Here is a 19,392-nt window from a genome sequence, read left to right as displayed (position 1 = left end):
CCCAAGGCGAGCGCGAAGCGCGCAATGGCGATGCTTTCGTCGTGACCGAAGACATCGGGTCACGCAGTCTTGGAGCCGCACGCCGTGGAGCGCTGCACCTGCGGAACGCCAATTCGCGGGAGCCGCTCAACTTCGTTCGCGTCCCGGCTCGCGGCGTTCAAACCGCCTCTCGACGCTTCACAGCCCGCACTTGACGAAGGCGACAGCCGCTCCACGGCAAATACGTCGAGCACCAGAGTGCCTTTGCCCGCCGCAGAGCACCTTGCACACCCATGAACTTTTGCCCACAACAAGGTCATTTGCTTGACAAACACCAACCCGCATTCGATCATTTGATCTCAAACAGGACAATTGATCAATCAAGCCAGGCAAAAGCGATGGACTCGCATCGCGACATCCCACGAAAGGAGACAACTGCATGTTCCGCACGCATCAACGCGGGAAGGCCTGCCTGTCATGGCTGACCGCCTTCGCGGCGCGCCTTGCTGTCTCCACGCACCCCGCAAGCGCCACGCTGGCGATCATCACGATGAGTGCCCCTCGCACAATCGGGCTGCGGAAGCCATTGATGCAGGGTGAGCCGGCGCACGCCAACATCGAGCCACGTTGGATCACGCGATCGAAGGCGCGGGCAATCGCCAGGATGTTGCGTGCGCGGCCGACGCCCCGGAACGACGACCGCGCACTCATAACGGCCAAGGGCTGGGGCGAACTGTCAACACAGCGGGCCGCATCCAACGACAGACAGCCCGGATTCCAGCCATCGAGCATGGCAGGCGGCCATGCACGTCCCCTCGCACGCATGGGCAAGACCGCGGTGAACGACGTGCGACGCGTCTCGCAATCGCAGGCCCCGCATGCAGTGTGTCCGGCCTGCCCCCTGTAGTCGCTGTCAGCCAACCCAAACCCGTTGTTGCTGTTCCGAGACCATCGTCCGTGCCGAGCTAGCCGGCGCCGGCGATGGTGTCACCTGCCCGTACGCCTCGGCTATGGGCCAATGATGGTCGGGTACAAAAACCAGCAGCCCGACCGGTTATGCGTTTTGGAGGAGACCACTCATGACGTACATCATCACCCGCTGCATCGCACCCGCTGTCATTGCCGCTGCGCTCGCCCTGCCCGCGCATGCCCAGTCTTCTGTCACGTTGTACGGACGGGTCGTCGGCGGCGTCGAGTACATCGACAAGGTGGCCGTTCCGGCCACGGGCAAGACCGGATCGCTGCTGCAAGCCGCCGGCAATCAGTGGGGAACCAGCATGTTCGGCATGAAAGGCAGCGAGTCGCTCGGCGGAGGTCTGCAGGCGCTCTTTACGCTGGAAAGCGGCTTCAGTCTGCCCAATTCCGCGCTGAACGGGCCGGGCCTGTTCAATCGCCGTTCGTACGTCGGGCTTTCCAGTCCGAGCTGGGGTACGTTGATCGTCGGCAAGAACCTGTCCATCAGCAACGATATCTGGGACATTGACCCGACCGGGCAGCAATTCATGAGCACCGCCACCCTCGTCAAGGGCAGGAACTGGCCGGGTGCCGATAACATGATCGAATACCGCTCCCCGGATCTGGGCGGATTCTCGTTCGGGGCCCAGGCTTCCCTCAGCGAGCAACCCGCAGGACGGCGCGTCAGTGCTCAAGGGCTGTCGGCAACCTACCAGACCAGAGACCTCATGCTTCGGGGCATCTATACGGAGCGGCGAGACAGTGCCGGCGCGTTCAGCGATGTCTACAACGCTTCCAAGGATGGCATCCTGGGCGGCACGTATCGCATCGGGCCGGCCAAGCTCTTTGCCGGGTATGAACGCATCCTGGCATCGCAGACCGGCGCGGGCACGGCACCTTCGGCGCTCAGCCAGGCGTGGCTCGGGGTCCGCTACGACCTGACGCAAGCGGCGACCCTCATTGGCGCCGTCTACCACGTCAAAAGCAACCAGTCCGGCGGCAATGCCACGCTGGCCATGCTGGGCGTCGACTATTACCTGTCGAAGCGAACCTTCCTCTATGCCTCGCTCGGCGGGGTGAGCAACGGCGCGAACGCGGACTACGCGGCCGATGTCACGGCGGCGGGCCCCGGCGTGGGCAAGTCGCAACGCGTCGTTTATGTCGGCATGGGACATTCGTTCTGACTTGAAAGATCGGTGGCATCGCAGGCGATGTCACCGATCCATCGGCGACGGCCGCGAAGGCTGAGTGTGTTGAAGCCGTAGCCCTTCCCTATTGATAACGCGACCTCCCATCCGCTTGATCGACATGCCCACCGCCCTTCCCGCCCGGCAGTCCCTGTCGCAACATGCCCAAGCGATCCGCGCCACCCACATGCGTGATTGGTTTGCCGCACCGGACGCCGAGCAACGGGTGCACGCCTTCACCGTGGAAGCCGCCGGGCTCACGCTCGACTACGCCAAGAACCGCATCCCCCCCGAAACGCTCGCGCTGCCGCTCCAGCTCGCAGACGAAGCCGGCGTCCTCGCGCTGCGCGATGCCATGCTGCGCGGCGAGCGCATCAACAACACCGAGCACCGCACCTTCGTGCAGGGCGCGGTCTGGAACATCAACTCGTTCGACCAATGGGGCGTCGAACTCGGCAAGAAGCTCGCCAAGCCGATCCTCGAAGAACTGGAAGGCGCGCCGGCCTCGGTGGCGCCCGACACCTCGACGGCGGCGCTGATCCGCCGCGCCAGGCGCGATCCGGGCAACCCAGCTTAACCGCGCATTGCGATGTATTTGGCCATGGAAACAAAAAGTCGGGCATTGACAACTGCGGCGGCACAGGAAAAGCCGGTGTGCGGGATCGTGGACGATCCCTACGCAGAGTTTCATGTTGTGCTGGAAGTCCTCGACCGGGTTGGGGACAAATGGACAGTGACCGCAATCGGCGCTTTATCGGAAGGGCCGATGCGCTTCAATGCCATCATGCGCGCAATCAGGGGCATCTCTCACCGCATGCTGACGCTCACGCTCCGTGGTCTCGAACGCGATGGCCTTGTCAGCCGGACCGTCTACGCAACGGTTCCGCCGAAAGTCGAATATGAACTGACCGAAGTCGGCCGCTCCCTGATTGAACCGCTGCGGACGCTTGCAAACTGGGCACTGGAGAATCGCATAGAGATTGAAGCGGCACGCGCCCTGTTCGACACGGAAAAAGCGCGAGCCGACTGACGCATTGGCGTTGGCAGGGAACGCCATTAACGGATGGCTTCACTGTCGGCAGACGTGATTTCAGACCGTCGTCCACAATTCGTCTCTGATCGTCTTCTCCCATCCGCCCGCTTGAATCCGTGATCTCGGCACGGTTTTACCGCCTGCGACGCCACTTCGCGATCAAATGCATTCATCGCGTACATTCTTGTGCATTCTTGCGGCATTGTCCGATCTCAAATATAAATCCGCTTGTCTTTTTGACGGATCAATCGAAAGCGTATCGACACGAATATTGGCGTTGGAGATTTAATCATCCAGGTCGATACAGTGCGTGATAGCAGACCATGAATTTCCACAAGAATTCATGACATTCCCGGCAGGCCCATCCTCATTCGCAACGCCGATATGCGGTCGCGCCGCGGCAATGGCGTCATGACCGCCATTCCAGGTCTAGGAAAAGCCGGCAACGCACCTTCATGCGGCGGCCTGCATTGCGTTGCCTTTTCCTCTTGTATTCATTTGGAACGGAGAGCAGCCATGTCGATTGGCAGATCAAAGTCGGTTGCTGGCGCATCGGCCAGCCATGCGCCGGCGTCGGGTGAAAACGGCTCCACGCAACCGCAGACCGTCACGCCGTTGGCGGGCGCAACCCGGCGGCGCAGGAATAGCGGCTTGCTCAGCGGGCTCCAGTCGATGTGCAAGCGCACGCTCAGGGCGACATCGCAGACCATCGTCTTTCCGTTCTACAGCAAGACCGGCACGACGCCCACGCGGGCCCAACCCAAGCCTGACGTTGTGCCCGCGCTGAAACCCGCGCCCCGCCGCATGAGACCGCCCGCCGCGCCCGGTCGCAAGCACCAACGCAACGTCGATGCTGTCGTGCCGCCGGCAATGGCGACCTCGCCGCGCGCCGAGATACGGTTTCCCCTGACGACGGCGGACACGCAGCGCTACCTCCGCGCGCAATGGCGGCAGGTGGAAACCGGCGGCCGGTTTGATCAGGCCGCCGTTGATCGACTGACCACGACACTGACCGCACGTCTGCTTGCGACCTCCGCCGCCACGGGCAACGGCGTACACGAAGACAGCGGCGAGAAGGCATGCGCCCGCGCCATCATGGTCTCCGACGCGCTTGCACAGGCGACAGGAGGGGACCCCGCCAGAGCGCATGACGCGCTGCTGGCACTGCTCGATACCACATCGCATGCCGATGCCCGTGTGCGAGCCGATGTGCTCGCGCTGCAGACCGCGCTCGGCATGACGGCGATCGGCCTGGATACGTTGCTCGCCATCGCACCGCATGTGCTGCCGCAGCGCGGCTTGGCCGAGGGCTCGGCCGCGCCCGAAATCCAGCGCGAAGCGCTTCGGCACGCGCTGCGCGCGGCCGACCATTTGCTGCGGCGCAAACCGGCCGATGCACCTGGCCCGACCAGCCTTGAGACGCTGGCGGCGCTTGCCGATCCGGTCCTGCCGGCCGTCGAGCGTGGCCGCCCCGGCAGCAGCGCAGCGGCGTCCACAGCCCCGCCGGGCAAGGCACCCGCGTGGCTCGCGGATCCTGGCAACGCGCTGGCGATCAAGGCATTGCATGCGGCCAATGCCCTGCGCGCCGATCCGGCCGCGCAATGTCCGCCGCATCTGGCGCAAGCCTATCTGGCGTGGCGCAACGGGTTCGACCGCGAAGGTCCTGGCACGGATCTCGCCAAAGCGCAGCAGCGCCTCTTCAAGCTGTTCACGTATGCCGAACGCGCGGCCCGGACGGGCATGGCCGCACGCGCGGCGGCGGGCTTTTTCGGCACGCAGAAATCGCCGCTATCGGCGTTGCAGAACTTCGGCACGGCAGGCGTGATGCTCGGCCACCCCGATGACGAGTTTGCCCGTTTCACCGCTGCACTCGCGCCGGTGAAAACCCAGCTCGCGGACCGGCTCAAGGCAGCCTCGACATCCCGCGCGCTGAAAACCCGGTGCGCCGTGCGCCTTGCCGCAATCGAGCAGTGGGAGCGGCGCATGGCGTCAAAAGGTCTGCGCAGCACGTTCCGATTTTCATCGCGCGACCTCGAGACCGTTGCTGCAAGGGCGCGCCCGTTGCTGTCCAACAGGGTGGCACTCCATGCCGACGGCAGCCCGGCCGACTTGGCGCTGGATCCGCACCGCAACCGCGACGCCATCCGCGCCGAGGTAAAGCCGCTGCGCGGCATGACGCCCGCACAACTGCGCACGTGGGCCGACGAAGCATGGCGCCTGTCAGGGCAAGCGGTTCCCGAACCCATCCGCGCGAACATCGACCTCGTCGAATCCCGCCTCGCGGGCGACATTCGCCCGAAGCCCGGCGACACGAACGCGCAGCTCGATGCCATCGGCGCGCTGGTGAAGCAGATGCCCGACATCTACGACATCCGCGTCAGCAGCGGCGGGACCGTCGGCCTGGGCGGTGTCCCATCGCAATCGCTGGCGGCGCTCTCGAGCCACCTGGGCGTCCCGCACGTGTCGGTGCTGCCCGACGGCGGTTATCTCCAGGGGCGGCACGCGGTCATCGACATCGGATCGAATCAGCACTTCGGCCACCTGTTCATTGGCACGGAATCCCGCAAATCGCTGTATGGCGGGCTCGGCGGCTATGCAGGCTGGTCTTTCGGCCAGGACGGGATGGCCAATGTCGGGGTCTCGGGTGGCCTGCGACGCAGTCGCGATTGGGGCGGCCCGCGTGGCGTCACCATCCGCACGCGCCGTTCGGATGACGAGCAGCCCGGCCGCCCCGACGCATGGCGCACAACGATGCTCGAGGTATTGCACGCGGCGCGCAGCGCCGGCCCCAACAGCGATGCGCCCCGAAACGCCCGCGAGATGTGGGGCAGCCTTGCCCGGCGATTCTGGAACGATCCGGCATGCTCGATCAACTGGACCGATAGCCGGAGCACGACATCCGCCACCTCGGGCTCCGCCAGCGCGACGGCGCGTGTGGGCACCGCCGACACGAAATGGGGGCCGGCACTTGGCGCAACGTTGCGGCACGTCGCCAGGGCGGCCCACCGGCAATGGGACAAGACCGGCAATCATGCCATCGACGTCTCGACCCACAACAGCGGCCGGGCCACCGCTGTCGCGGCCACGCTGGTCGAAGCCCTTCCCGGCATTCCCGTGCCCAACGGCAGCGGGCATCTGGCCGCGCTATCGTTTCCGACTCAGCCGTACGTCGGCATCGGCACAACGCTCTTCACGACCCAGACCAACGCCGCGCTGCGGATCGGCCGCGACAGCGGACGGATCATCCCCAAGCACACCTTCAGGGATACGGAATTCGGCACCTTCAAGGCATTCAAGCAGTTTGTGGACACCCACCGATCGGAATGGCTCACCGCGCTGGGCGGCACCGACGACGCGCGAAGGCGGCTCGACGAGATGGTGGCGACCGTGAAGGCGCGCGCGACCGCGGGCAACCTCATCATGGGCGAGCGCATGCACATGACCGATGAGGCCGCACGGCGCCTCGACTTCCTCTTTCACCGGAAACAGCGTTTCGACCGCATCCCGGCCCCGACACCGGTGCAGGCACGAGAACGGGCCAGCATCGATGCCGATATCCGGCAGATGCTGGCCAGCGAAAACAGCTGGCGCCGGCAGGCGCTCTACGTGCTCGAAGCGCTTGGCGTGCAACGTACGGTCGGTCTGTCGTTCCTGTTGAACGCGCAAAGCACGCAAGCCGTCTCGGGCGTGCGAGAACTTGCGGGACTGTCTCCCGAATAAGCGGGCCTGGTGGCGGCCCCCGGTGACCAGGCCGGCGCGATGGCTGTCCTGGTCAAGCCTTGCGCAAGGCGAGCCGATAGAACGCGTCGCGTCCGATCTTCAACCGCAGGCAGCGTTCGCCGTCATGCGGCCCTCTCGTAGGCGCTCAGGCGCGCAAACGCATTCCCCTGCGCATCGAACAGGTGGCAATGCGCGGGGTCCGCGTGCACATGCAGCGTCTCGCCCGCGCGGTACGTGTCGAGCGGCGGAATCCGCGCGATCAGCCCGTCCGGCGCGACCGGCGACTCCGCGTACAGATAGGCGGCATCGCCGAGCGACTCGACCGCCATCGTCTTCACCGACACCCCTTCAGCGCTCATGCCGACCTGCAGGTGCTCGGGCCGGATCCCGACCGTGACCGACGCCCCGCGCGCGAGCCCCTGCCCGTCGATCCTGACCTGCTGTGTCTCGCCGCTCGCATAGCGGACGAGCACGCCGTCCGCCGCGGCCGACTCGACCGTGCCCTGCAGGAAGTTCATCTTCGGCGAGCCGATGAAACTCGCGACGAACTGGTTCGCCGGCGCGTGATACACCGTGTTCGGTGTCCCGACCTGCTGCACGCTGCCCCCGGACAGCACGACGATCTTGTCCGCGAGCGTCATCGCCTCGACCTGGTCATGCGTCACGTAGATCATCGTCGTCTTCAGCTCACCGTGCAGCCGCGCGAACTCGAGACGCATCTTCACGCGCAGCGCGGCGTCGAGGTTCGACAGCGGCTCGTCGAACAGGAACACCTTCGGCTTGCGCGTGATCGCGCGGCCGATGGCGACGCGCTGACGCTGCCCGCCTGACAGCTGCTTCGGCTTGCGGTCAAGCAGATGGTCGATGTGCAGGATCTTCGCCGCGCTCTTCACCGCCTGATCGATCTCCGCCTTCTTTGCGCCGGCAAGCTTGAGCCCGAACGCCATGTTGTCGTACAGCGTCATGTGCGGATACAGCGCATACGACTGGAACACCATGGCGATGCCCCGCTTCGCGCTCGGCACGTCGTTGACTTTCGCGCCGTCAATCAGCAAGTCGCCGCTCGAAATGTCTTCGAGACCGGCAATCATCCGCATCAGCGTCGACTTGCCACAACCGCTCGGCCCCACGAACACGACGAACTCGCCGTCAGCAATCTCGAGATTCACGTTGTGCAGCACTTCGTTGTTGTCGTAGCGTTTCGCGATATTGCGCAGAAGCACGCTTGCCATGATGGGTCTCCATTGATGGGTATCGTGCGCCGCTGTCGCGCGGCGCCGGATTCAATTCGGCAGCACGGCGCCCGTCGTGCGCCAGCGCGCGACATAGCCGGGCAGCTCGCGCATGTCGTCGAATACGTGGCGCGCGCCGATGCCGCGCAGCGCATCGGTCTGCGCGGGCGTCGCGTGGCCCGCGCCCGTGAAGCCGAGCACCGTCATGCCCGCCGCCGCCGCCGCGGTGATGCCGGCGATGCTGTCCTCGACGACGAGGCATTGGAGCGGCGTCACCCCGAGCGTGTGCGCCGCCGCCAGATAGACGTCCGGCGAGGGCTTCGGGCGCGCGACGCTGTCCGCGCAGAACAGCCGCTCACCGAAGAAGCGCTTGAGCCCGGTGCGGCTCAGCACCGCTTCGACATACACCCGGCGGCTGTTGCTCGCGCACGCGATCGTCAGCGGCACCTCGGCGAGCGCCGAATCGATCCCGTCGACGGCCGGCGCGTTGACCGCTTCGGCGAGGACCGCGCGCTCGATCGCCGCCGCGTCGGCTTCCGACAGCGTGCGGCCCAGCGCGTCGCATGTGCCGGACAGCACGCGCGGGATCTGCAATCCGAGCAGCGGCAACACGGCGGATCGCGTGTCCGCACCCGGCCAGCGCGCCTCGAGCTCACGCACGAGCACGTCGGCCGCGATCGCCTCGCTGTCGATCAGCACGCCGTCGCAGTCGCAGATCAGGATGCCCTCTTCTCGGATGCGCGCGCTCATTTGACCGCTCCGAACGTGAGCCCGCGAACCAGCTGCTTCTGCGACAGCCAGCCGACCACCAGGATCGGCGCCACCGCCAGCAGCGACGCGGCCGACAGCTTCGCCCAGAACAGCCCCTCCGGACTCGAGTACGACGCGATGAACACGGTCAGCGGCGCCGCATTCGAGCTCGACAGGTTGATGCTCCAGAACGCCTCGTTCCACGACAGGATGACGAGCAGGAGCGCGGTCGACGCCAGGCCCGGCAGCGCCATCGGCATCAGCAGGTAGACGATCTCCTGCCACGTCGATGCGCCGTCGATCCGCCCCGACTCGAGGATGTCCTTCGGGATCTCGTTGAAGTAGGTGAACGCCATCCACACCGCGATCGGCAGGTTGATCAGCGCATAGACAATGACGAGCCCGGAGACCGTATCGAGCAGCCCGGCGTTCTTCCACAGCAGATAGATCGGCACGAGCACGCCGACCGACGGCATCATCTTCGTCGACAGCATCCACAGCAGCACCTTCTGCGTGCGGCGGTTCGGGAAGAAGGCCATCGCATACGCGGCGGGCACCGCGAGCGCGAGGCAGATGACCGTTACGCCGGCCGAGATCAGCACCGAATTCCAGGCGAACGCGAAGTAGTTGCTGCGCGCGAACACCTCCCGGAAGCTGTCGAGCGTCGGCACGAAGAACAGCGATGCCTCGTAGGCCTGCTGCTCGGTCTTGAACGCGGTGATCGCCATCCAGAAGATCGGGAAAAACAGCGCCAGCGCGATCAACCAGGCGAGCACGCCCGGCAGCGCGCGCCGCACCGCGCCAAACACGTTCGGCGGGCCGCCCGCACGGCGCATATCGAGCATCCCATCGCTCATTGCTGGTACTCCCCTTTCAGGTTCTTCGCGAGCATCCGCACCAGGAAGAACGACACGATGTTCGCGACCACGACAGCCAGGATCCCGCCCGCCGAGGCGAGCCCGACGTCGAACTGCTGCAGGCCGAGCGCATAGATCAGATACGACAGGTTGGTCGTCGCGTTGCCGGGGCCACCGCCCGTGGTCGTGTAGATCTCCGCGAAGATCGACAGCAGGAAGATCGTCTCCATCATCACCACGACCGCGATCGCGCGCTTCAGATGCGGCAGCGTGATGTAGAAGAACATCGCGATCGGTCCGGCGCCGTCGATGCGCGCCGCTTCCTTCTGCTCCTGGTCGAGCGACTGGATCGCGGTGAACAGGATCAGGAACGCGAACGGCAACCACTGCCACGCGACAATGATCACGACAGCGGTCAGCGGATAATCGGCGAACCAGTCGATCGGTGTCAGCCCGACCGCGCGCATCGCGCTCGCGACGAGCCCGTATACCGGATGCAGGATCATGTTCTTCCAGATCAGCGCGGACACCGTCGGCATCACGAAGAACGGCGCGATCATGAGCAGACGCGCGATGCCCTGCCCGTAGAACTTGCGATCGAACAGCACCGCCGTCAGCACGCCGCCGACCACGGTGATCACCAGCACCGCGCCGATCAACGCGAGCGTGTGCCAGATGGCTGGGCCGAACGACGGATCCGTCGCCAGGAAATGGTAGTTGTCGAATCCGGCGAAACCCTTGACGTCCGGATTCAGCAGGTTGTATCGCGAGAACGAAAACCAGATCGTCATCGCGAGCGGGATCGACATCCACAGCAGCAGCGCCGCGACGGACGGCGACACGAGCCAGCTCGCGCCGTCGCGCCGCCGTGGCGCGGACGGCGATGCCGGCTTGCCGACCGCCGTCGTGTGGCTAAAGGAAAGATGCAAGTGACGCATGGTCGGGACCATCCTCGATCAACGATTCAACCGCGGGCGCGACCGCACGCCCGCCTTCGTCATCCGGCGTGCCGCCCCTGCCAGCGCGGCGCGCGTCACCGTTCACTTCTGGTAACCGCCCTGCCGCACCGAGCGATCGGCGGCCGCCTGTCCTGCGGCAAGCGCCTGATCGACCGAGAACTGCCCGGCAACCGCGCCCGCGATGCTCTGGCCGACCACCGTGCCGAACGACTGGAACTCCGGGATCCCGACATACGCGACGCCCGTGTACGGCACCTTCTTGGCCGACGGATCGGTCGGATCGGCGGTCTCGATCGCACGCAGCACGAAGTCGGAGAACGGCGCGGCAGCCTTGTACTCGGCGCGCTGATACGTCGACGCGCGCGTGCCCGGCGGCACCGAGGCCCAGCCTTCATCCTTGCCGACCATCTCGATGTACTGCTTCGATGTCGCCCACGTGACGAATGTCTTCGCGGCCTCCTGCTGCTTCGACGTCTTCGGGATCGCAAGCGCCCACGCCCACAGCCAGTGCGAACCCTTTGGCGTGTCGGCGATCGGCGCGGCGGCAAAACCGATCTTGTCCGCGACCTGCGACTGCTGCTTGTTATAGAGCATGCCGGCCGCGACTGTCGCATCGATCCACATCGCGCACTTGCCCGATGCCGTCAGCGTCAGGTTCTCGTTGAAGCCGTTCGAACTCGCGCCCGGCGGGCCGTTCTTCTTCAGCAGGTTCACGTAGAAGCCGATCGCCTTCTTCCATTCGGGCGAGGTCAGCTGCGCGTTCCACTTCTCGTCGAACCAGCGGCCGCCGAAGGTGTTCACGACCGTCGACACATAGGCCATGTTCTCGCCCCAGCCCGCCTTGCCGCGCAGGCAGATGCCGTACACCCCCTTGTCTTTGTCGGTCAACTTGTCCGCGAACTGCGCGATCTGATCGTAGGTCGGCTGATCCGGCATCGTGAGGCCCTTCGCCGCGAACAGATCCTTGCGGTAGAACGTCATCGAGCTCTCGACGTAGAACGGCAGCGCATACAGTTGGCCGTCGTACGACAGGCTGTCGCGCGCGGTCTTGATCACGTCGGCCAGATCGTAGTCGGCCGGCAGGTTCGCCATCGGCGCGAGCCAGCCGCGCTTGCCCCACAGCGGCGTCTCGTAGGTGCCGATCGCCATGACGTCGAACTGGCCGCTGCCGGTCGTGATGTCGGTGGTCGCGCGCTGGCGCAGCACGTTCTCTTCGAGAATCACCCAGTTCAGCTTGATGTCGGGATGGTTCTTCTCGAACGTCGCGGACAGCTTCTTCAGCTCGAGCATGTCCGGATTGTTCAGCGTCGCAATCGTCAGCGTCGCCGCCTGCGTGGCCCACGCGGCGGTGGCGATCGCCGCACCGGCAGCGAAACGCGCGGCGGCGGTCAGCGTCTTGTGTTGCATGGTTTGTCTCCTGTGGTTTTATTCATATGGCATCGGCCCAAGCGCAGCCGGTCAGCCCGACCGGTGCATTCCACACGCGCGCGCATACCGCGCAATCACGTCGCGAATCCGGTGGCGGACCCACGCGCGCGGGTCCGGCGCAAGCGTGCCCTTCCGGGACGCCGCGTACACGTCGGGCAGCCACTGCGCGACCAGCGTCTCGGGCACGCGCTGAGCATCGAGGTTGGCCAGCAGCCGCTCGACCGCGGCCGCGACCCGCGGCTGCGGCCAGTAATAGCGGATGCGGTCGCTGTAGCTGAACCGCCGCGCAAGCGACTGCGCGGCAGCGTCGCCGCGATAGTACGGTGCCCAGTAGCCGGGCTGCGCGCACATCGCCGCGTCGACGACCTCGCGCAACCGCGAACGCCGCGCTGGATCGTCGATCAGCGCGTCCTCGATATAGCTGAGCGCGAACAGCGCCTCGCGCAGCGCAAACGTCAGCGCCGGGCCGACCTTCAGGATCGCGAAATGGTCGCGCACGAGCGCGGTGAGCGCCGCGTCGGTCTGGTAGTCGGTCGAGTGCGCTTCAAACACGAGCCCCGGCGTGCGCAGGATGCTCGCGCTGAGCGCCGCGGCCTTGTCGCTGTCGTAGTCGAGCACGTGGCGGTCGTCGAAATCGACACCCGGCTGGGCGACGATCGCGATCACGCGCGTCCACACATCCTGCAGGCCGAGCGCATCGAACGCCTCGCGGTGGGCTGCAAGCGTCGCCGCGATGCTGTCCGCCTGTGTGACCGCGATCCGTGCGATCCCGCTGACACCGTCCGCGTCACCGCCGGTCTCGCCGCCCGGTGTCGGCACCTCGGTGCCGATGACATAGACCGGCCGCGTGCCCACGCGCGCGGCGGCCGCCTCGGCGACACGGCACAGCCGCGCGGCGCGATCCGCGATCGTGCGATCGTCGAGCGGGCTGGCATCGTCGGCGCAAGCCATGCTCGCATCGAGATGGATCTTCGTGAAGCCGGCCTCGACATACGCCGCAACCATGGTCTGCGCCTCGTGCATCGCCTCGGCTGCTGGACGGTCGCGCCATGGATTCGGGCCGAGATGGTCGCCACCGAGCACGAGCGCCGAGGCAGCGAGCCCGCAACGCTCGGCAATCGCCTCGACGTCGCGACGAAAATCGGCCGGCGTCATCCCGGTATAGCCGCCGAGATGGTTGACCTGGTTGCAGGTGGCTTCGATCAGGAGCGGCGAACCATCCGCGCGCGCCGCTTCACACGCCGCTTCGAGCACGAAGGTGTGCGCACTGCAGACCGAATAGATGCCGCGCTGCGCGTCCCCGCGATTCGCGTCGAAGATCACGCGCAGCACCGCCTCGGTGTGCGAGGCACGCGGGCGTTCGAGCGTGTTCGTCAGGCCGGGCATGCGACACCCCGCTCGGCCAGGAAACGATCGATGTCGGCCGCATGGCTGTTGCCCTCCATCGGCCCGCGCTGCATGACCGCGAGCGCGCCGGCCGCGTTCGCCCGGCACAGCGCCGCGTCGATCGGCAGCCCCGCGACCAGGGCCGCGATCAGCGTGCCGCCGAAACAGTCGCCGGCACCGGTCGGATCGACTTCGCCAACCGGATACGCCGGCACGGCAACGCTGCCGCCGCGGTCGAACGCCGTGCTGCCCGCCGCGCCGCGCTTCAGCACGACGCGCTCGAACAGCGGATATGTCGCCAGCAACGCCTCGATCGCGCGCTCCGGCGCCTGGGCGCCGCAGAAGAACGGCAGATCCGCCTCGCTCGGCAGGAACAGATGGCACACGGCAAGGATGTCGTTCAACGCCGCGCGCATCGGCTGGAAGCCCAGCATCTCGGCACGCACGTTCGGATCAAATGAGATCTTCGCGCCGACGCGCGCCGCTTCCATCAGGCCGCGCCGGATCGCGGCGATCGCCCCCTCACTCGAGAGCGACGACCCCATCACGTGAAAATAGCGGCACCCCTCGAACAGCCGCGTATCGACGTCAGACGCATCGAAGCAGCCGGACGCGCTGTGCGCGATGTTGTACACGAAGCTGCGCGAGCCATCGTCGCGATACGCAACGAACGCGGTTCCGGTCGGGCGCTCGATGCGACGGATCTGCGCGGTGTCGACGCCATCGCGTTCGAGCCGCGCGATGATCGCGTCACCGAATACGTCATGACCGACGCAGCCCGCATAGGCGACGCTCGCGCCCTGCCGCGCGGCCTGGTCCGCGAAGATCGCGGGCGCGCCGCTCGGGAACGGTCCGATGAATGCACCGGGCTCGGCGAGCATCTGCCCCCGCTCGGCGGCAACGAATTCGGCGAGCAACTCGCCCGCTACGACGATCGCGGCCATGGCCTCAGCTCATCCAGTTGCCGCCGTCGACGTTCAGCGTCTGAGCGGTGATGTAATCAGCGTCGGTCGACGCGAGAAACAGCGCGGCGCCCGTCAGGTCAGCCGGCACCCCCATCCGGCCGAGCGGTACCGCCTCACCGACCAGACGCTTCTTCTCACCGAGCGGGCGATTCTCATAGCGCGCGAACAGCGCGTCGACCTGCTCCCACATCGGCGTGTCGACGACGCCCGGCGCGATCCCGTTCACGTTGATCTTGTACGGCGCGAGCGCCAGTGCAGCCGACTGCGTATAGCTGATGACCGCCGCCTTCGTCGCGCAATAGTGCGACACCAGCGCCTCGCCGCGCCGGCCGGCCTGCGAAGCCATGTTGATGATCTTGCCGCCGCGTCCCTGCGCCGCCATCCGCTGTGCAACCGCCTGCATCAGAAAGAACATGCCCTTCACGTTGACCGCGAACAGCCGGTCGAACACCTCCCAGGCTTCGTCGAGCAACGGACGCATGTCGAACGCGGCCGCGTTGTTGAACAGGATGTCGATGCCGCCGAAACGCTCGACCGCAGCCGAGACGATGCGCTCGATATCGTCACGTTTCGTGACGTCGGCGGACAGCGCGAACGCACGGTCGGGATGCGTTTCGATGAGTTGCGCGAGCGTGCCGCCCGCGGGTTTCAAATCGACGAGCACGCAGCGTGCGCCTGCTTCCAGATAGCGTTGCGCGACCGCTTCGCCGATGCCGCTGGCTGCCCCTGTCAGGATCGCGACCTTGTCCTGCAATCTCACTGGCTGTCTCCGAATCAACGTCTGTTTTATGAAGTATCGAGATGCGAGCGAATGCCCCTTACAAGAACAATTGCTCTATCGATGAACGAATGATTGAACGCGAACCCAACAATGTCAAGGCGGAATCGAGCAGTTTCGATGATGCGGTGCAGCGTCGCGGAGCCAACGCGAGCGGTCGAAATGTGCGGCGGATCCGCGCTTGGAGCGGCACGTGTGGCCGTCGCTGCACCGCCAGGCTTGCCCAGCCAAATGCGCGCCAGATGGAGGGCACCGACGCTTTGGCTGCTGGGGCATCGACAATGTCCGCGCTCGGGTACGGCTACCGTCCAGCCGGTCCCGCTCCAATCACGACCGCCTTCCCACCCGCGCCAAAGGCGTGCCCCTCTCCGGCACGGGAGCACAAAAAAAGCCAGGCAGTCCGCCTGGCTTTTGTCCTTTCCACATCCGGCTCGCTTATACCGCCGGAATGCGCAGCTTCTGCCCCGGATAGATCCGGTTCGGGTCCGACAGCATCGGCTTGTTGGCCTCGAAAATCACCGGGTACTTGTTGGCATCGTCATAGAACTTCTTGGCGATGGCCGACAGCGTGTCGCCCGAGGCCACCGTATGCCACTGCGACTCCGGCGCCTGCGTGCTGACCGACATCTGGTCGTCGACGGACTGGATGCCCGTCACGTTACCGCAGCACAGGATGATCTTCTCGCGCGTCGCCTGGTCGGCCGCCACCCCGAACACCTTGGCCTGATCGCCGTCCACCTGCACCGACAATGCGGTGGCAGTCAGGCCCTGCTGAGCGATGTATTGCTCGATGGCTTCGCCCTTGGCGCGATTCGCAGCCTCGGCCGCATCCGCATCCGCCGAGGCATCGGCTGGTGCCGCTGCGCCGCCGTGGAACAGTTTTTCGCCAGCTTCCTTGATGAAATCAAAAAAACCCATGAGGACCTCCTGAAAGACACGGGGAAAAAAAGGGCGGGCGCGAGACAGCGGGGGCGCGCCCGTCGCCGCAGTGTAGCCGCTCGACCCGCACGTCTCCATGACACATCGCCATCAATTGCAAACTTTGTGATCCCCAGTCCGACGCGGACCGTTGCGATTGCCTGACGGCGCGGCCGGCTCCGCCGAAGGCTGGCACAATGGTTCGCAATCGACTTTCGCGACCGCCCCGAACGGGCGTGCGCCCCTGCGCGTCCCGCCCAGCTACACGCCGCCGCCATGCACCGAACGTGGATGAAGTCCGTCTCCCGGCTGGTCAATGCGTTGACCCCGACCAGCCTGGGCCGCCCGGCCTGGCCGCCGAAACCGGTCAAGCCGGCCAGGCCCGCCACCCGGCGCCCCCGCCCGGCCGTCACACCGACCCCGACCGCCGGCACCTTCGTGCGCGAACGCTTCATCTACGAGCCGGAATCTCCCGCCGTGGTGGCCCGTCGGCCCGAGTACTGGCTGTACACGCCGCCCTCGCGCGGCAGCACGCCACCCGCGCTGATGGTGATGCTGCATGGCTGCAAGCAGTCGGCCGAGGCGCTTGCCCACGGTACGCGCATGAACGCGCTGGCCGACCGCGAAGGCTTCATCGTGCTGTACCCCGAGCAGCCGCGCCGCGCGCATCCGCAGTGCTGCTGGCACTGGTATGACCCCGAACACGCCGGTGCGCACGAAGCGGATGACCTTGCCCGGCTCGTGGCGCAAACCCTGACCGAGACCGGCGCCGACCCCTCGCGCGTCTATCTCGCGGGGCTGTCCGCGGGTGCCGGGCTGGCCGGGCTGATGGCGCTGCGGCACCCTCACCTGTTCGCCGCCCTGGCCCTGCACTCCGGACCAGTGCTCGGCGTCGCCCGCACGGCCGCCTCGGCGCTGAACCTCATGCGGCGGGGCGCGCGCATCGACCCCGTCGAAGCCCTGGCCACGATGGTCGACACCGGCACCTATCCCGGTATCCCGACGCTGCTGCTGCACGGTCTGCGCGACGAGGCCGTCAGTCCTGTCAACCAGGCCCAGCTGGCAACCCAGTTCCGCGCCCTCAACCATCTGTGCGACGCCGCCGACGTGCGGCGCGAAACCACGCGCGGCGACGGCTACGTCCTGCGCAGCGATCTGCGCGACGACGCGTGCCTGCTGGCCACCTGCCAGTTCACCAGCACCGGGCACGCATGGAGCGGCGGCGATCCGCGCTACGCCTTCCACGCGGCAGGCCCCGATGCGACCTGGCTGTGGTGGCAATTCGCGCGACAGCACGCGCGCACCACCGCACCCGCCACCTGAGCGCGGCGAAGCGCGCGCTACAGATCGAAGGACGACTGCCCGCCGCCACGGCTGAGCAGCACATCGACCAGACCGTAGCCGCGCGAAAAACCCGCATCCTCGGCAGCTTCCCGCGTCGGCAGCGGACGCTCGTCATGCGAATGGGCCACCAGTGTCTCGACGGCCGTCGGATCCGCGCCGGACTCGCACACGCGGACCACGAAATCCCATTGCGCGGCGGGCTTCGCAGCCTTGCCCGGGGCGCGCGCCGCGCGCGGAATCGCCAGCACGTAGACGTCGAAATCCTTGTAGAGTTCGGTACGCCAATTGGCTTCCACCGTCATGTCGCCTCCCGGATCGAGGTCGGTGCACGATCGCGCCGGCACGCTGCGGCGCGCAGGCACGCAAAACAAAGGCCGGCACATGGCCGGCCCGTGATCACCTGATCAGCATTCACCCTTCTTGGCGTGGCCCGGCGGGCAATGCCAGCGGCCGCGACCATCGTCGTCGCCGCGGCGATCCCAGTCGCGGCGGTCCCAGCCACCCTCACGCATCATCCAGCCGTTCGGCCCCTGCTCCCAGCGCGGCGCGCGGTAGGCGTAGCCCTGGCGCTCATGGACTCGATAGCCCGGTCGCCACATGTAGCGGCCTTCCTGCCATTGCCAATAGCCCGGCGCCCACACATAGCCCGGCGGCATCACGGGAACGGCCTCGTACTGGGGCGGCGGCGGCGGCATGGTCGGCCCGATCTGAACACCGATCGACACCTGGGCCTGCGCGGGTACGGCCACCCAGGCTGCGCCGGCCGTCAGCAGACATGCCGCGAACATCCATACATTCTTCTTCATGCGATCCTCCATCGACAACTTGTTTGATTCGATCCTAGCATCGCCGATGCGGCAGGGCCCTCGGGTGTTACGCGGCGTTACCTCCGTTACGGACCGGCGCCAGTCCGCTCACATTCGCGGCGCGCAAGATCCGTGCCGCTGTCAGCGGTGCACGGAACGCCCGCACCGCTGCGTCGCCGAGATTACGCGCGGGGGCGATGCCGGCGCGACGAGCCGCCCCGCCCCCAGGCCATCGGCCACGCCAATCGCCTTCGGCCTGCGCGACTTCGTGCATCCGCCCGGGGGCCGGCATAGCTTATGCGGCGCGCGGCGGATAAGTGACCGCCAGGATATCGATCGGCTCGACACCCGTCGGCGTGCGCAAGGCGACCGTATCGCCCTCGCGCGCCTTGATCAGGGCCCGCGCGATCGGCGAGATCCAGCTGACCTGGCCCTTGTCCAGATCCACCTCGTCCATGCCGACGATGGTGATGGTGGTCTCGTCGCCGTCCTGGTTGGCATAGGTGACGGTGGCGCCAAAGAAGATCTGGTCGTTGTCGCCCTGCAGGCTGGCATCGACCACCTCGGCGCGCTCGATGCGGCGCGTGAGGAAGCGGATGCGGCGATCGATCTCGCGCAGGCGCTTCTTGCCGTAGAGGTAGTCGCCGTTCTCGGAGCGGTCGCCGTTCGAGGCCGCCCACGACACGATGCCGACCACCTCGGGCCGCTCGACGTCGATCAGGTGCATCAGCTCGGTGCGCAAGCGCGCATAGCCGGCCGGCGTGATGTAGTTCTTCGAGCCCGCAGGCAGCGGCGCGGCGCCTTCGGGCAGATCGTCTTCTTCATCGCCGGCGTCTTCCCGGACGAAAGCCTTGTTCATGATGGAAGCAATGGTGGACGGTGGTTCTGGCCTTCAATTATAGAAAGTTGGCCTCCCGGAAAAAAAAGTGCAGAAGGGGGTTCACAAGATCGGAAATCTCTGTATAATTTCATTTCTCGGTTGCGGCTGTAGCTCAGTTGGATAGAGTACTTGGCTACGAACCAAGGGGTCGTGGGTTCGAATCCTGCCAGCCGCGCCAACCCAATGTGAGAAAGGGCTTCCAGAAATGGAAGCCCT

18 protein-coding genes and 1 tRNA gene are annotated in these 19,392 nt (G+C 66.3%); 7 read left to right on the top strand and 12 right to left on the bottom strand.

Annotated features, from left to right (window positions below):
* Positions 1 to 418: 418 nt before the first annotated feature.
* The 5 genes from GO999_RS06205 (at position 419) to GO999_RS06185 (ending at position 6,873) form a co-directional block, all read left to right on the top strand.
* The gene (locus tag GO999_RS06205) at positions 419 to 886 is read left to right on the top strand and encodes a hypothetical protein (protein WP_197385976.1); all 468 of its coding nucleotides are present in this window, start codon (positions 419 to 421) and stop codon (positions 884 to 886) included.
* Between the two features lie 172 nt (positions 887 to 1,058).
* Positions 1,059 to 2,117, top strand: a complete 1,059-nt coding sequence (locus tag GO999_RS06200; protein ID WP_211906664.1) for a porin — start codon at positions 1,059 to 1,061, stop codon at positions 2,115 to 2,117.
* Between the two features lie 124 nt (positions 2,118 to 2,241).
* Positions 2,242 to 2,697, top strand: a complete 456-nt coding sequence (locus GO999_RS25080; protein WP_408004887.1) for a phosphoglucose isomerase-related protein — start codon at positions 2,242 to 2,244, stop codon at positions 2,695 to 2,697.
* 12 nt (positions 2,698 to 2,709) lie between these two features.
* Positions 2,710 to 3,150 carry a winged helix-turn-helix transcriptional regulator gene (locus GO999_RS06190; protein ID WP_143012688.1) on the top strand — a complete coding sequence of 147 codons (441 nt, stop codon included), beginning with the start codon at positions 2,710 to 2,712 and terminating at the stop codon, positions 3,148 to 3,150.
* Positions 3,151 to 3,669: 519 nt separating this feature from the next.
* Positions 3,670 to 6,873, top strand: a complete 3,204-nt coding sequence (locus tag GO999_RS06185; RefSeq protein WP_211906662.1) for a hypothetical protein — start codon at positions 3,670 to 3,672, stop codon at positions 6,871 to 6,873.
* A 122-nt stretch (positions 6,874 to 6,995) separates the two neighbouring features.
* On the opposite strand, the gene GO999_RS06180 is transcribed toward GO999_RS06185, so the two are convergent.
* The 9 genes from GO999_RS06180 to lysM form a co-directional block, all read right to left on the bottom strand.
* Positions 6,996 to 8,105, bottom strand: coding sequence for an ABC transporter ATP-binding protein (locus tag GO999_RS06180; protein WP_087451774.1), 1,110 nt, complete (start codon positions 8,103 to 8,105; stop codon positions 6,996 to 6,998).
* A 51-nt stretch (positions 8,106 to 8,156) separates the two neighbouring features.
* Complete coding sequence (locus tag GO999_RS06175; protein WP_028853367.1) at positions 8,157 to 8,855, bottom strand: HAD family hydrolase; 699 nt, start codon at positions 8,853 to 8,855, stop codon at positions 8,157 to 8,159.
* Complete coding sequence (locus GO999_RS06170; RefSeq protein WP_020425238.1) at positions 8,852 to 9,700, bottom strand: carbohydrate ABC transporter permease; 849 nt, start codon at positions 9,698 to 9,700, stop codon at positions 8,852 to 8,854. The genes GO999_RS06175 and GO999_RS06170 overlap by 4 nt, the downstream gene beginning before the upstream one ends.
* An 8-nt stretch (positions 9,701 to 9,708) precedes the next feature.
* Positions 9,709 to 10,650, bottom strand: coding sequence for a carbohydrate ABC transporter permease (locus GO999_RS06165; protein WP_028853368.1), 942 nt, complete (start codon positions 10,648 to 10,650; stop codon positions 9,709 to 9,711).
* A gap of 102 nt (positions 10,651 to 10,752) precedes the next feature.
* On the bottom strand, positions 10,753 to 12,078 hold the full coding sequence (locus GO999_RS06160) for an ABC transporter substrate-binding protein (RefSeq protein WP_011002074.1): 1,326 nt from the start codon (positions 12,076 to 12,078) through the stop codon (positions 10,753 to 10,755).
* Positions 12,079 to 12,129: 51 nt separating this feature from the next.
* Positions 12,130 to 13,485, bottom strand: coding sequence for a D-tagatose-bisphosphate aldolase, class II, non-catalytic subunit (locus tag GO999_RS06155; protein ID WP_211906661.1), 1,356 nt, complete (start codon positions 13,483 to 13,485; stop codon positions 12,130 to 12,132).
* Positions 13,473 to 14,429 (bottom strand): sugar kinase, encoded by a 957-nt coding sequence (locus GO999_RS06150; protein ID WP_019718539.1) that lies wholly within the window; start codon positions 14,427 to 14,429, stop codon positions 13,473 to 13,475. Before GO999_RS06150 ends, GO999_RS06155 begins: the two co-directional genes overlap by 13 nt.
* A gap of 4 nt (positions 14,430 to 14,433) precedes the next feature.
* Complete coding sequence (locus tag GO999_RS06145) at positions 14,434 to 15,210, bottom strand: L-iditol 2-dehydrogenase (protein ID WP_021155724.1); 777 nt, start codon at positions 15,208 to 15,210, stop codon at positions 14,434 to 14,436.
* Positions 15,211 to 15,663: 453 nt separating this feature from the next.
* Positions 15,664 to 16,146, bottom strand: a complete 483-nt coding sequence (lysM, locus tag GO999_RS06140) for a peptidoglycan-binding protein LysM (RefSeq protein ID WP_011002078.1) — start codon at positions 16,144 to 16,146, stop codon at positions 15,664 to 15,666.
* Between the two features lie 291 nt (positions 16,147 to 16,437).
* On the opposite strand from lysM, the gene GO999_RS06135 reads away from it, so the two are divergent.
* Complete coding sequence (locus GO999_RS06135; protein ID WP_058907633.1) at positions 16,438 to 17,469, top strand: extracellular catalytic domain type 1 short-chain-length polyhydroxyalkanoate depolymerase; 1,032 nt, start codon at positions 16,438 to 16,440, stop codon at positions 17,467 to 17,469.
* Positions 17,470 to 17,486: 17 nt separating this feature from the next.
* Here GO999_RS06135 and GO999_RS06130 read toward each other — a convergent pair whose 3' ends face one another.
* The 3 genes from GO999_RS06130 to greB all read right to left on the bottom strand — a co-directional run bounded on the left by GO999_RS06130 (position 17,487) and on the right by greB (position 19,155).
* Positions 17,487 to 17,792 (bottom strand): hypothetical protein, encoded by a 306-nt coding sequence (locus tag GO999_RS06130; RefSeq protein WP_011002080.1) that lies wholly within the window; start codon positions 17,790 to 17,792, stop codon positions 17,487 to 17,489.
* Between the two features lie 102 nt (positions 17,793 to 17,894).
* The gene (locus tag GO999_RS06125) at positions 17,895 to 18,296 is read right to left on the bottom strand and encodes a YXWGXW repeat-containing protein (protein ID WP_011002081.1); all 402 of its coding nucleotides are present in this window, start codon (positions 18,294 to 18,296) and stop codon (positions 17,895 to 17,897) included.
* A gap of 295 nt (positions 18,297 to 18,591) precedes the next feature.
* Positions 18,592 to 19,155, bottom strand: coding sequence for a transcription elongation factor GreB (greB, locus tag GO999_RS06120; protein WP_011002082.1), 564 nt, complete (start codon positions 19,153 to 19,155; stop codon positions 18,592 to 18,594).
* Positions 19,156 to 19,277: 122 nt separating this feature from the next.
* On the opposite strand from greB, the gene GO999_RS06115 reads away from it, so the two are divergent.
* A tRNA-Arg gene (locus GO999_RS06115) sits at positions 19,278 to 19,354 on the top strand.
* Positions 19,355 to 19,392: the final 38 nt, after the last annotated feature.

The sequence above is a fragment of the Ralstonia nicotianae genome, assembly GCF_018243235.1.
In the GTDB taxonomy this organism is placed as follows: domain Bacteria; phylum Pseudomonadota; class Gammaproteobacteria; order Burkholderiales; family Burkholderiaceae; genus Ralstonia; species Ralstonia nicotianae.
Note: the sequence above shows the minus strand (reverse complement) of the source record. Positions and strands in the feature narration are given on the sequence as shown.

Excerpts from the sequence above, each read along its gene's own strand:
- GO999_RS06205 (WP_197385976.1), top strand. The coding sequence starts at position 419 with ATGTTCCGCACGCATCAACGCGGGAAGGCCTGCCTGTCATGGCTGACC.
- GO999_RS06200 (WP_211906664.1), top strand. The coding sequence starts at position 1,059 with ATGACGTACATCATCACCCGCTGCATCGCACCCGCTGTCATTGCCGCT.
- GO999_RS25080 (WP_408004887.1), top strand. The coding sequence starts at position 2,242 with ATGCCCACCGCCCTTCCCGCCCGGCAGTCCCTGTCGCAACATGCCCAA.
- GO999_RS06190 (WP_143012688.1), top strand. The coding sequence starts at position 2,710 with ATGTATTTGGCCATGGAAACAAAAAGTCGGGCATTGACAACTGCGGCG.
- GO999_RS06185 (WP_211906662.1), top strand. The coding sequence starts at position 3,670 with ATGTCGATTGGCAGATCAAAGTCGGTTGCTGGCGCATCGGCCAGCCAT.
- GO999_RS06180 (WP_087451774.1), bottom strand. The coding sequence starts at position 8,105 with ATGGCAAGCGTGCTTCTGCGCAATATCGCGAAACGCTACGACAACAAC.
- GO999_RS06175 (WP_028853367.1), bottom strand. The coding sequence starts at position 8,855 with ATGAGCGCGCGCATCCGAGAAGAGGGCATCCTGATCTGCGACTGCGAC.
- GO999_RS06170 (WP_020425238.1), bottom strand. The coding sequence starts at position 9,700 with ATGCTCGATATGCGCCGTGCGGGCGGCCCGCCGAACGTGTTTGGCGCG.
- GO999_RS06165 (WP_028853368.1), bottom strand. The coding sequence starts at position 10,650 with ATGCGTCACTTGCATCTTTCCTTTAGCCACACGACGGCGGTCGGCAAG.
- GO999_RS06160 (WP_011002074.1), bottom strand. The coding sequence starts at position 12,078 with ATGCAACACAAGACGCTGACCGCCGCCGCGCGTTTCGCTGCCGGTGCG.
- GO999_RS06155 (WP_211906661.1), bottom strand. The coding sequence starts at position 13,485 with ATGCCCGGCCTGACGAACACGCTCGAACGCCCGCGTGCCTCGCACACC.
- GO999_RS06150 (WP_019718539.1), bottom strand. The coding sequence starts at position 14,429 with ATGGCCGCGATCGTCGTAGCGGGCGAGTTGCTCGCCGAATTCGTTGCC.
- lysM (WP_011002078.1), bottom strand. The coding sequence starts at position 16,146 with ATGGGTTTTTTTGATTTCATCAAGGAAGCTGGCGAAAAACTGTTCCAC.
- GO999_RS06135 (WP_058907633.1), top strand. The coding sequence starts at position 16,438 with ATGAAGTCCGTCTCCCGGCTGGTCAATGCGTTGACCCCGACCAGCCTG.
- GO999_RS06130 (WP_011002080.1), bottom strand. The coding sequence starts at position 17,792 with ATGACGGTGGAAGCCAATTGGCGTACCGAACTCTACAAGGATTTCGAC.
- GO999_RS06125 (WP_011002081.1), bottom strand. The coding sequence starts at position 18,296 with ATGAAGAAGAATGTATGGATGTTCGCGGCATGTCTGCTGACGGCCGGC.
- greB (WP_011002082.1), bottom strand. The coding sequence starts at position 19,155 with ATGAACAAGGCTTTCGTCCGGGAAGACGCCGGCGATGAAGAAGACGAT.